7 protein-coding genes are annotated in these 12700 nt (G+C 48.6%); 4 read left to right on the forward strand and 3 right to left on the reverse strand.

Going from position 1 to position 12700, the window contains the following annotated elements; genetic code table 11:
• Positions 1–95: 95 nt before the first annotated feature.
• The 3 genes from AB4Z29_RS18235 to AB4Z29_RS18245 all read right to left on the reverse strand — a co-directional run bounded on the left by AB4Z29_RS18235 (position 96) and on the right by AB4Z29_RS18245 (position 7875).
• Positions 96–4070, reverse strand: coding sequence for an endo-1,4-beta-xylanase (locus AB4Z29_RS18235; RefSeq protein WP_441944442.1), 3975 nt, complete (start codon positions 4068–4070; stop codon positions 96–98).
• 449 nt (positions 4071–4519) lie between these two features.
• The gene (locus tag AB4Z29_RS18240) at positions 4520–5362 is read right to left on the reverse strand and encodes a DNA-primase RepB domain-containing protein (protein ID WP_441944443.1); all 843 of its coding nucleotides are present in this window, start codon (positions 5360–5362) and stop codon (positions 4520–4522) included.
• A gap of 527 nt (positions 5363–5889) precedes the next feature.
• Positions 5890–7875 carry a beta-galactosidase gene (locus AB4Z29_RS18245; RefSeq protein WP_441944444.1) on the reverse strand — a complete coding sequence of 662 codons (1986 nt, stop codon included), beginning with the start codon at positions 7873–7875 and terminating at the stop codon, positions 5890–5892.
• Positions 7876–7991: 116 nt separating this feature from the next.
• On the opposite strand from AB4Z29_RS18245, the gene AB4Z29_RS18250 reads away from it, so the two are divergent.
• The 4 genes from AB4Z29_RS18250 to AB4Z29_RS18265 all read left to right on the forward strand — a co-directional run bounded on the left by AB4Z29_RS18250 (position 7992) and on the right by AB4Z29_RS18265 (position 12680).
• Entirely contained in the window at positions 7992–8834 is an 843-nt protein-coding gene (locus AB4Z29_RS18250; RefSeq protein ID WP_441944445.1) for an AraC family transcriptional regulator, read from the forward strand.
• Between the two features lie 278 nt (positions 8835–9112).
• Positions 9113–10006, forward strand: coding sequence for an ABC transporter permease (locus AB4Z29_RS18255; RefSeq protein ID WP_441944446.1), 894 nt, complete (start codon positions 9113–9115; stop codon positions 10004–10006).
• Positions 10007–10009: 3 nt separating this feature from the next.
• Positions 10010–10906 carry a carbohydrate ABC transporter permease gene (locus tag AB4Z29_RS18260; protein WP_441944447.1) on the forward strand — a complete coding sequence of 299 codons (897 nt, stop codon included), beginning with the start codon at positions 10010–10012 and terminating at the stop codon, positions 10904–10906.
• Positions 10907–10979: 73 nt separating this feature from the next.
• Positions 10980–12680 (forward strand): hypothetical protein, encoded by a 1701-nt coding sequence (locus tag AB4Z29_RS18265; RefSeq protein WP_441944448.1) that lies wholly within the window; start codon positions 10980–10982, stop codon positions 12678–12680.
• The last annotated feature ends 20 nt before the right edge of the window (positions 12681–12700 follow it).

Genomic DNA, 12700 nt, shown 5'->3' on the forward strand with positions numbered 1-12700 from the left:
AGCGGATATCTTGCTTCGCATACCGTTTTAACATGTATGCCTAATCATCGGACAAAAAAGGAGTTCTACCTACGCGCTCGTCTTATCGGCTGTGATTATAAACTCCAAATACGATACAAGATAACGGCTGCTTCTGCGCGAGTGAGCGAATCATTCGGAGCAAGCTTGCCGTTCTTACCGTTCACGACTCCGGCCTTCACTAAGCCGGCTGCGCTGTCTTGTGCATATTCAGAAATACTCGCCGCGTCAGGATAAGCCTCTAAATCGCCGCTCGCTTCAAGCAGCTTGTCGGATGCTGCCAGCGCGCGCGTCGTCAGCACCATCATGTCTTGACGGGAGATATCGCGGTTTGGTTTAAACGAATGGTCTCCAAAGCCAGTTGCGATTCCTAGTTCTTTGGCGATGGCCAGCTCATCGTAATAATAAGCGGTTTCCTGAACATCGCTGAACATCGCATCGTCCTTGCCTGTACCTTGCAATTCAAGCGCTCTTACAAGGAGGGCGATGAAGTCTGCTCGTTTAATGGAAGCCCCGGGAGAGAAGCTGTCCACGGACAATCCTTTGATAACATCGCGCGCTGCCATTGCGTCAATCGCTTGCTTTGCCCAGGGTACATTCTTCAGGTCCCCGAAGGTTTTGACGACGGAAGCCACAGCATAGCTGCTGAAATGGGTCGTTTGGAATACGACTGCTCGGGTGGCGGCATCATATCGACCATTCGGAATCGATGTCACGTCGCCATTGTCAGCGAGGTACCAGACGACGATCGACTCCGGATTGCTAAGCTCATCTGCTGTGGGCGTGTATGGAACAGAGATCGTAACAGGTGCGTTCGGGTTGTTCCATGCAATGAGTTTTCCATCGACGACCATATTAAGATCCAGTACCGGACGGTTCCCAATCCGCTCGCGAGAGGCTGCATCCAGGCTAGCGGTAGAGGCCTTCGTTACACGGATGGATACTTGCTCCGCATTCTCGGCTTCACTCGCCAGCATATTGCTTGGAATTTCAATGGCTGCATGCTCCGTCTTCAATGAAAGTACAAAGCTTTGTTGACCTTTCAAGCTTTGAGCCGGCAATTGTACTTCATACGAATTCGCGTTGGTTTGCTTCGGAACATCGATTGCGACTGTTTTTTTGCCGTTTGCTGCTGGCGCAGCTACTTCAAGCGCTCTCCTCAGATTTTCGTTGGAGACGGATGCCGTTACAAGGCCGCCTTCATTCTTCACTCCAGGGTGGATCGTAACGTGACCGTCTTTAACCTCTACGTTTCCTGTGGAGGGATTAGATCCGATGCTAGTCGTATCGCCTGGATGAACCGTTTGGCCAGCAAGTGTCAGCACACCGTATACGGATGTATCCATATAACCGTTGCCAGTCGTATCGTTCCATGCAGCAACACTTTGACGGGCACCGTCCTTTGCGTCATTAATCTGCACATCAAAGCCAAGCTTCTTATCGCTGCTTGGGGTTACCTTTTTGAACGGAATCTTCACTTCTACCGTGTAGCTTGTGCCGGAAACTTTAGTTGCAGATTCGAAGCCCTCCGCGATGCTTGACGGATTAAATGAAGTTTCGTTATCGAAATTAACGCGGTACTGCCCATCGTCATCTTGATAGAACGATGTTTTAGCGTTGTTTTCGTCTAAAAAGATTTCAATGGAATCCTGCTCATAAGCAGCTGTATTACTCTTGTCCAGCTGCGCGTCGTTAACTTGAATTAATACGTACAGATTTTGATTATCCCACAGCGTTTTTGCAACTCCTGTCGCGCCTTGCCATGCCATCTGATAGCGATTAACGGGTATCTCAGTCGCTTCGCTCCAAACGGAATCGATTGAACCGTCAATTGTTGGTGTTGCAAATTGAGCGGTTGATTGTTTGGCATCCGCCGTGACAGGCGCATGCTCTTCCATAAAGGCAACGGGATCGATGACTCCATAATAGGACGGTTTAGCCTGCAGGTTCTTATCGAACAGCAGCGGGTTGTTCGCGGCTCTCCAGCTCGAGCTGTCATTCAGTCCCCAGAAGGTTACGCGCTTGATATTAGCGGCATGAGCCTTGAAGATTTCAAGCAGCTGCGCATACAAGTAGCCTTGAGCATTCGCAAGCTGCTCGGGGAGCTGGTAGCTGCTTCCCGCTTGAATGTCCAGCTCGGTTATGCTTACTTCAACGCCTAAGGAAATAAATTTCTCCAAGGACAGCTTAACATTGTCCGGATTCGTGTTCACATTGTAGTGCGCCTGCATGCCAACGCCGTCGATGAGGAGCTTGCCAGGATGAGTCAGCGCATACTTATCATTGATTTCTTTGACCATGCTGTAAATAGCTTGGGCTTTATTCTGGTTGTCCTCGTTATAATCATTGTAATAAAGCTTGATATCCCATTCCGGATGGGCGTCCAGCACTTCTCTTGCCGCTAAGAACGCCTGCTCTACGTAGTCTGATCCGATGGCGCTTTTCCAAGGAGATTGACGCAGCGCAGCTTTCCAATCCGACGGATTAGACGGGTTATCGTTCATCGCTTCATTAACGACGTCCCATGAGATCATTTTGCTGCCGTAATGCTCCATGACCGTTTCGATGTGAGTCCTCATATTAACGAGTGCTTCATCCCGTCCCAACGGAGAATCGTTCGACGTAGTCATCCACGCCGACGTCTGCTGATGCCATACGAGAACATGCCCATGCATTTGCATTCCCGCAGCCAAAGCCTTATCTACGAGCGCATCCGCAGCAGTAAAGGTAAAGTTGCCTTTTGTAGGCTGCATTTGATCCGGTTTCATCGCGTTTTCTGCTGTGGCGGCATTGTGATGGAGCTTGAGGAGCTCAAGTCTAACGCCTTCCAGATCCCCCGACGATATCGCGTTTCCGATTAGGAACTCGTTCTGATAAGCATGTTTGATCGGAGTCAGATCTTTTTGTATGGAGATCGGACCTGATCCTGTGCTTTCAAAGCTGATATCGTCGATATAATAAGAGGCCGTCTTATTATTGGAGCTTTCCACATAAATGGTCAGAAATTCGTTGCCTACGTTGGTATAACGGTAGGTGCCTTCGAACTGAACCCAGCCGTCGCTGGCATTGATCGTTTTGGATGAAAGGTTAACATAGCTTGGGCTGCTTTCGCCAACCTGGGTAGACAGCTGGAGCTGCGAGCTAGTAGGCGAGATCAGCTTGACCCAGAACGAAATGTTATATTCGGCGCCTTTGTCCACATATTTCTCCACGTGCAAGGTTGGCCCGTGCCAGCTATCGGATCGATTCTCCACCTTCAAAGCATAGGAACCGCCATCGGTATGATTGGCTTCATTGGTGACCGTGAGCGTTTCGGTACCGGATCTGCCTACAAAGCCGCTCGCTGTTTGATCCTCGAAGGTGATGGTGTCGAAGTCTGACGCCGGCGGTCTAGGTGTCTCCTCTTCGCCGCCGCCTGAAGCTGCCTTCTCGGTGATCCGTACGTCTCCAATATAAAACGGAACAGTCGCCCCATCAGCGTTGGATTGAACGCGCAGGCTCGTATCCTTGCTAGTATCCACCGTAAATTCTTTCGTTAAAGTAAAAGCTTCTCCGGCTGTGAAATTTGCTCCTGCCAACCAGCTGTAGCTGCTCACCGTTTGAAGAAAGGCTTGTGCGCCGGCAGGCACAACTACGTCAGCGTTTACGTAGCCCGTAACGGTTACCGTGTAAGTTTTTCCGTTACCGAGGCCAATATCGCTGAATTTGAAATCTGCCGCGTCGTAATCGTTATTTCTATTGCTTACCGATAAAGCTGCTCCATCATCATTGCCAGCGAATAATTTATCGGTGGTCTGCGCCAGGCTGGCACCGCCTGATTGCGTCGCAGCTCCTTTGCCATTTGCAAAGGTTTCGTGGTAAACCGTAATCGTATCCGCTTGTTCTGTCGGTGCAGGTCCGCCGACATTTGCAGCAAATTCGCTCAGTGTCGTATTTCTCATCATGTAGTGACTCTGTTCGGCAGCTTCCACGGCCTGTGCAAGCCAGCCTGAAGGCAGGAGTAAAGCTGCTGCAAGCAAGATCGAGATGATAGGTTTGAAATGTGTTCGCACGGGTTATATTCCCCCTAAAATAATTTGGCGAAGCAAGTGAAGCGCTTACATAATTTAAATTGGATCTCCTTTCCAGAGCTTTATTATATCGTGTATCCCAAAAACGTTTGACCAGAAGAACTATAGAATATACTGTGTTTTTTAAATATGGAATGAATAATGAGGGCGAAACTCACTCGATTACGCTAGAAGCTGTTCAAAACTTCACTCGCCTATGCCAAGAAGCTGTCCAAAAGGGAACCCAGAGCCGGCCACAGTTCAATAAAATGAAAAATGAGCCTTCAACGCCACTATAATAGTGGAGCTGAACGCTCTTGATAACCCGGTACGACGTAACTAGCGGCACTGAGTATTGCAACGGACTTTTAAGGCGGCCCCTTTCAATATTCAATCCACTGTATAGTTGTTTTCAAAAAGATGAATCAGATAATCGCTGTAGAAGCATGGCATTAGTGAGGCTTTTGTCTGGATCTCGCTGTGAAAACAGGTTTTAATGCCAGTGAACGAACGAGTTCTTTTTGCGTAAACGATTTTTTCCTGCCCCATTGCTTAATGCGAACCATAAAAGGGCTTTCCGGGTTTTTCATATGGTAGAAGCCGGGTACGCGCATGACTCTAGATAGATTGGTAATCACGGGGTCGGAACTGAATTTTTGTGCTAAAGCCTTTTGAATCGGAACGAATTTGCTAATCGAACCGCCTTGAAGGACCCAATAGATGTGATAACCGTTTTTTGTTTCGATAATCAGCGTGTCCTTAATACGTCGCTTATGTTTTTTTATATATGCTTTTTTTAAATAGGCGACTCTCTCTCTCGTTCGCTCAGCCAAAAGGCGATATTGTCCTTGTTTGTTTTTTTTGAGTGTAATGGATGCAAGCTGCTCCGCGGGATCTGCTTGCAGCGATTCGATTCGCTGCTGAGCTTGCTCGTTTGTGTGAAATTGTTCAGAAATTTTGTTTAAGTCAACGTCGATGAACTGTGCCCTAATTTTTTTGAACTCGCTTTTCCAGGTTTCGCGATTATTAATCTCCATAAAAACCGCGTAGCCTTTTTTATTTTGGCTGAGGATATGAATGAGCTCGTTTTTTTTGGAAAAGAGAGTCATTCGAGGTGTGCGTTTTTCAAGCAGCTTTAAAGGTTTATGCAGCGTCATCGCGGGGTAATAGGAAGAACGACTGTAAACCTTGTTTTTGTGTTTAGGATCATAGACCAGTATAAAATGCAGCAGCTCGTTTGGTTTACAGCCAAGCTTCTTAATAAAGTGGCGTGTATGGCTTGAATAATGTCTCAACGACCTTGGAGGTCGCGATGAACGTGAGCTTTGCGCCAACGGATCACAGTCCCTTCTACGTTTGCGTTACTTTTCCGGTGCTTATCTAAACAATCATATTCTGCCGGGATGCCGCGAGTGTAAAGGAGAGTACCCATTTTTGGATAAAGGCCGAGCAATGTGGAAAATACTTGATCTATAGAAGCGGTATCCGCAGTATAATAACCCATTATCGTTTATGTTATATGTTCACGAGTGGAATGAGAGTGGGCCTTCCAGTACACGGCCTTCTCGTTTTCACTGTCGTCCTTTTGAAGGGCGACTTGGCTTTTTCTTGGATCGATTAAGCCAATTGCCATGCGGTTGCCGCAATAGCATTGTTAACCAACGTTGGAGCTGTAAAGGTTTCATTGGAAATTGAATAAATAAGAATGAAAATGCTCTCATTTTAACGCGCATTCATCGACATTTCTGTTAAACAGCGATAAAGAGCTGTCCCTCAAGGTATTCAGCCTTGTGAGACAGCCCTTCGCAAAGTGCCGCTGACCTTATAAAGTTAAAATATCTACTCCCAGAGCTGGCAGCGTCATCTTCTGCTCCAATCTCTCGCTCGTCAACAAGCTGCGATAGGGAACGTCAAGCGTAATCTCGCGTTGCTCATTCGTCAAATTGATCAGGAACAGGAAGCTTTCCTCACCCTTCGTTCGAATCGATAGCTCGACACCTTCCGGCAGCTGGAGTTTGGGCGCCAAACCCTTTTCCTTCAATATGCCTTCGAATAGCTGATAGAAATACGATGGCTCCGGCCAAGTGCCGACATAATACACTTCACCTTCACCAAGCTTATTGACAGTAACCGCCGGCACACCCTCGTAAAAGTCGTTGTCATACCAGGCAATTGGTTCTGCTCCTCGCAGTTCCAGCAGATCGCACCATTGCTTCGCAGCGAATGTCTGGCCCTCCGCGTTCCGAATTCGATGCTCGCTGCTGCCGATTGCATCATATTCACTAACGACAACACCCGCCGCTTCCGCCAACAGCCCCGGCAGAGGCAGCATCTCACATACATTCCTCATGTTCTTCACGCCTGTCCGATTGGTGAGGATGATCGTGCCGCCACCAGCTGCGAATCGCTCCAGCCGCTGCGCTGCTTCTTCACTTAACAGAAAGAGGGAAGGGACAATGACCAGCTTGTAGCCATCGAGCTCTTCGGTCCAGTTGATAACGTCCGTACCGATGCCCATTTTCAGAAATGCATTGTGCATGGAGGACAAGTTGTCCATATAGTGCATCCCCCCCTCCGCTTGCGCCTGAAGGGAAAGCGCCGTATGCTGATCATGCGAATGCAGAATCGCAACCTGGGTAACGATTGTCGAGCCTGCCAGTCGTTCTCCTAGCTGGTTCACCTCGCGAGTAAGCTCCGCGAACTCCCTGAACCTGCGTCCAGGAACATTGCTATGGTCGATAAGCCCGTGCCAGAACTGTTCGGCTCCCACGGCAGCACTCCGCCAACGGAAATGGACGACCATATCGGCGCCGCGGGCGATTGTCTGCCAGGAACGAGCTCGGATCAGTCCGGGATAAGGGGTGCGCTGAATGGGCATCCAGGCGCCTTGCGCTCCGCTCAGCTGCTCCATTACCCAGAAATTGCGGCGCTTGATGCCGCGAACCAAGTCCAGCGTCAGCGCTCCGTTCCTCGGAAACCGATCGCCATGATCGCGATACAGCTCATTCGGATAATAATCGACAGAGGCGAAGTCCAGCTCTTTGTAGAGATCATAATAGTCAAGGCTATTCGGGAATTGCCACATGTTATGCGTCACGAATTGGCCAGGACAGTTCCTGCGTATTATTTCAAGCTGCCATCCCAGCAGATAGCCCACGCTGTCCGAGCAGAACCGCTTATACTCCAAAAGATAGGAAGGATTCATCGGCTTGCTGGTACCGAGCGGCGTCGTTACCTCGGCCCAGCTGCTGTATTCCCCGCTCCAGACGACCGTGCCCCATTCCCGGTTCAACTCTTCCAGACTGGAATAACGCTTCTGCAGCCAAGCGACAAATGCACGATTGCAAGTATCGCAATGGCATTCCTGATAGTGCATCTCGTTATCGATTTGCCAGCCTATGACGGCGGGATGCTTCGCATAACGCTGTGACATCGCCTCCACAAATTTGGAGCCCAGCATTCTCAAGGAATAGCTGTTGTTGCAGCGATGTCCACGCACGCCCGGCCGGATGATTTGACGTTGCTCATCCATTGGCAGCACATCCGGATAGCGGGTTGTCATCCAGTTCGGCGGCGTATTGGTAGGCGTGCATAATACGATCTCCATGCCGCGTGCGGCGAATACTTCTATAGCCGCATCCAACCATTCAAACCGATAATTACCCTCGGTTGGCTCCATTCGGCTCCAGGCGAACTCCGCGAATCGTACAACTGCAACACCTGTTTCTTGCATAAGCGCAGCATCCTTCTCCCAAAGCTCGGGAGCCCATTGCTCTGGATAATAATCAATTCCGATCTTAATCGTCATCCTGTGATCTCCTTTGTGCATCAATATATTGCGATTATATGCTATATTAATTGGGGTGAATATCTTAAATAATTAATATGATATAACAATATTAAGCTAACAGGAGAGTTGGTCGCATGCCTCATCCCAATCGCGCTTTCCCGGTATTATCCACCAGAGACAAGCTGCTTCCTTTTTATTTGCTTGGCATTGGCCTGCATCACGAACAGGAGCATATACGACGAGACCCAGGCATTCAGGATTATCAGTGGATTCAATGCCGCAGCGGCGAGGGCAAGCTTAAGCTAAGTGAAACGGAGCATATCATCAAGCAGGGCATGGGCATGCTGCTGTTCCCCGGTCAGAAGCACGAATACTATGCTTTATCGGGGAGCTGGGAAGTCGACTGGATCATCTTCGATGGCAGTGGGTCAGCGAACTTGTTTGAAACAGTCGGCATTGTAGACACATGCGTATTCGAGCTCGTATCGCCCGAATACCTTCTATCCCGAATGCGGGAGCTGCTGCAAGCTGCCCTTACGCCGCATGAGCAAACGTTAAGCAATTACGCATGCTCCGCCATCCTCTATACCTTATTGACGGAGATTATTCAGCGCGTCTCTATCGAGGGCAGCGATACCGTGGGACAGCAGTATGAGCGATTAAAGCCGGTCCTGGACTATATTGACCAGCATTATGCCGAAGAGATTACTTTGCAGACGCTCGCCGGACTGATGTTCGTCACACCGGAATACTTCTGCCATTTGTTCAAGAAGACGACGGGTATTCGTCCTATCAGCTATGTCAATCAGGTAAGGATCAACAAGAGCAAGGAACTGCTGCTCGATAATGTGCAGCGCGGGATGCAGGATATTGCTCATCAAGTCGGCTTTGAATCTGCCAGCTATTATGGAGCAATCTTCAAGAAGCTGGAACGGCTCACACCCGGCGCCTTCCGCCGCAGCTATCAGAAGTCGTAACATATGTACGATTGCCTGCGTCATTCAAGTAGGCGCACTTTCGATCCACGAAGGCCAAAGGATGACGACGACGTTTAAACGGATAAAGTAAAGGTGACGCTGGATATGACCGCATAATTCGAGAAAAATAGAAGATATTAACAGGTGGCCTCATGGCCGCCTTTCTTTTTTGTTCTCGCACAAAGAGCAAATCATTACGATGAAAATCCAATCAACGTTATATGGTTTCCCTAATTGAATCCCCTTACAATGTATATCAGAAGGAGGGATGCGACATCATGTTGGCACAACTATACAAATATCGTTGGCAGTATGTCATGATTTTACCGGCGGTTTTGCTTTTGTTTCTATTTAACTATGTTCCTATGGCGGGCATTCAAATCGCGTTCCGCGATTTTCAGATCGGGTCCTCGATATGGGACAGCGCGTGGGTTGGGTTCCAAAACTTCACGTTTCTGCAAGAGCCTCAGTTTTGGATCGTCGTAAAAAATACGTTGTTCATTTCGGTATTGAAATTCGTATTCGGATTTCCGGCTCCAATCATATTGGCTATTATGATTAATGAATTGGTGAGCGCAGGCTTCAAAAGATTCGTTCAATCGGTCAGCTACTTGCCTCACTTCTTCTCATGGATTGTCGTCGCTTATATTTTACAGTCTTTTCTTACGCTAGACGGCGGTTTGGCAAACGATTTGATTACGAAAATGGGCGGAGAGCCTATCTTTTTCCTAGGCTCGGAGAGTTGGTTCCGGCCAATGATCGTCTCCAGCGGTTTATGGAAAGAAGTGGGCTGGAATACAATCCTATATCTCGCGGCGATTACGGCGATCGATCCCCAGCAGTATGAAGCGGCCAAGGTGGAGGGCGCGGGCAAATGGGCACAGATTCGGCATGTCACGCTGCCAGGCATGATCCCAACGGTCTCGATCGTGCTTATCCTTAGTATCCCAAGCCTGATTACCGTAGGCATGGATCAGATTTATCCGCTCTTGAATCCGGCAAACATGCAGGTGGGGGACGTTCTTGATACGTATGTTCTTCGAACCGGCCTGCAACAGGGATATTTCGGTATGGCTACCGCTATCGGACTGCTGTCATCCGTAATAAGCCTTATTCTAGTCGTGCTCACGAATCAGGTATCTAGAAAATTGAACGGCGAGGGGTTGTGGTAACCGATGAAACGTACAACGGGAGAAATCATTTCACAAACCATCCTTGTCGTTCTAATGATCCTGTTATGTCTGTCCGTACTCTATCCATTCGCATATATGCTGGCGATCTCGCTGAATGAGGGAACTGACGCAGCGAAGGGCGGCGTGTACTTGCTGCCAAGGGCATTTACATTGATCAACTATGAGATCGTACTCGGCAACGAAGTGATCCAGCATGCGTATCTCATTACGATTTTGCGTACCATTGCTGGCACGATAGCCGGCCTTCTGGTTACGCTGATGGTGGCATTCGGCTTATCGTATACGAAGGTTCCATTCCGCAAATCGATTCTAAGCTATATTTTGCTGACCATGCTTTTCAGCGGAGGGCTTGTACCTCTCTATATTCAGCTTTATAATTTGGGGCTTATTAACAACTTCTTGGTTTATATCATACCTGGCATGTTCTCGGCTTGGAATATGTTTGTCATGCTGAAGTTCATTCAAGGCATTCCGGAGGCACTTGTCGAGTCGGCGGAGCTGGACGGTGCAGGGCCGTTCCGCGTATTGCTCCAAATCATCGTTCCGCTGTCGAAGCCAATGCTTGCGGCAATCGGATTGTTCACCGCTGTCGGGCATTGGAATGATTGGTTCGCTGGAGCGTTCTACGTAACCAAACAGGATCTCATTCCGGTACAAACGTTTCTCCAGCAGTTATTGTCGGCGCAGGATATGTCAGCCATCTTGGGCTCGAACTCGAATCAGGAAGCACTTGCCAGAGGATCGCAAATGCAGAACGTGACACTCATGTCAGTCAAAATGGCAACCGTAATGGTAAGCGCGATTCCGATTCTATGTGTGTATCCGTTCCTTCAGAAGTATTTCGTGAAGGGCGTATTGATCGGCTCCGTTAAAGGTTAAGAGCCGTTACTTGAGGGTATTGGGATTCATCATATACCATTATTTAGGCAAGCGAAAAGGGGAGAAAATAAGCATGCAGAGCAAATGGGTAAAGAAGACCGGTTTAATGGCTATGTCCGCAGTTGTATTGCTTTCTGTCGTCGCAGGATGTTCCGGTTCGAACGCATCCAAGAACGATCCGAAAAGCACGAATGCGGCACAAGGCGGAACGGAAACGACAAAAGGCTCGCAGAAATTTAATCTATGGCTGGGCTGGTCGGCAACGGTTAATAATGATAGCCTTGTCCAAAAAAATTGGAAGGAAGAGGAGCCAGGCATTGAGGTTGTGCTTGAAGCTACGCAAGGTGACGCCGTTACGGCGCTTAACTTGAAGCTGAATACCGGCGGCTTCGAAGATGCAGCTGTCTTCAATCGCAGTGAAATCGTGAAAGCAGCGATGATTCGCTCCAATAAAATTTTGTCAGTCGAGCAATATTTCGATATGCCTGATCAATATCCCAACCTTGCAGCGATTCCTAAGAAATATTTGGATCAAATGAAGGATGCGGACGGACATATTTGGTCCATTCCAACCTGGTTCGACCAAAACCCCGACAATCCATGGCCGGGCTGGGCATCGCAAACATGGCTTGTCCGTACGGACGTGCTTGAGAAAGCGGGAATGACCACAGCTGATTTGGCTACGATTGAAGGCGTTGAAGCGTACTTGAAAAAAGCCGCTGAGCAAAAGGATGCGTCAGGCAAGCCGCTGATTCCGCTTAGCTTCTTAATGGATCCTAACGATACGGCAGGCTGGAACGATGAAAATACGGTTTTGAGCACGTTTGGCGTAACGACGGGAGGCGGTATTATCCCGGCAGAGAAAAAGGGTGACGATCTTGTCCTCATGTATGACGATCCACAGTATAAAGCGGCATACCAATGGATGAACAAAATGTATCGTTCCAATCTGGTGGACCCAGAGGTCGTAACCGATAAAAAGGAACGCTACAAAGAGAAAAATAAAGCTGGACGCGTAGCGATGAACGTAGGCTCCTTCTTTAACGTGGATAATTCGATCTGGGAGACGCTGGACGGCCCGACTGAGCCAGGCTGGTTCTATCAAGTCGTTCCATTCCCTAAGGTAGAGGGCGTCGAGAAGCTTGGAGCGAACACTGTCATCAATCCGTATCCAGGATATGACGTCTACATTAGCAAAAGTTCCAAAAATCTAGAGGCGGTATTGAAGTTTCTTGATTACTCGCTTAAGCCTGGAGCGGAACAGCAACAAGTCATTAACGAAGGACCGGAAGGGAAGTACTGGGGCTGGATCGATCAGCCGCTAGGACGATGGAATTATATTGACGCAGAATATGATAAAGCGCGTAATTCTGGCGAGCCTGCACAGAAAGCGAAAGTAACGCCAGAGCTGTACATGATTTCTTCCTACAATAACGACTGGTATCCGTGGTGGAATTACGGCACAGGCGATAAAGTCGGAAACGAAAAAACGTCGGAATTCACGGCAACGATAGGACAGATGGGCGCCGTGCGCAGCACGCAAACCTATGACTTGGTTAAAGCGAAGGCAGGCGGTCTGCTAGAGAAATATTTGCCTGAGCTCGAAAACATTCGCAAAGAGTATAGAGCGAAATTCATCATGTCCAAAAGCGACGAGCAGTTCGAAGCAACCTGGACGGCTTTCCGCGATGCGCTTGAGAAACGCGGACACTGGACTGAAGTAAAGCAAGAATGGCAGGAGCAATATGAAATATTGCTGAAAGAGCAAGGCTAGCCTTAAACTATAAATGGAGC

The organism is Paenibacillus sp. 2TAB23 (genome assembly GCF_052115165.1).
Classification (GTDB): Bacteria; Bacillota; Bacilli; order Paenibacillales; family Paenibacillaceae; genus Pristimantibacillus.

Coding starts and splice junctions, on each gene's coding strand:
- AB4Z29_RS18260 (WP_441944447.1), top strand. CDS start 10,010: ATGAAACGTACAACGGGAGAAATCATTTCACAAACCATCCTTGTCGTT.
- AB4Z29_RS18245 (WP_441944444.1), bottom strand. CDS start 7,875: ATGACGATTAAGATCGGAATTGATTATTATCCAGAGCAATGGGCTCCC.
- AB4Z29_RS18265 (WP_441944448.1), top strand. CDS start 10,980: ATGCAGAGCAAATGGGTAAAGAAGACCGGTTTAATGGCTATGTCCGCA.
- AB4Z29_RS18255 (WP_441944446.1), top strand. CDS start 9,113: ATGTTGGCACAACTATACAAATATCGTTGGCAGTATGTCATGATTTTA.
- AB4Z29_RS18250 (WP_441944445.1), top strand. CDS start 7,992: ATGCCTCATCCCAATCGCGCTTTCCCGGTATTATCCACCAGAGACAAG.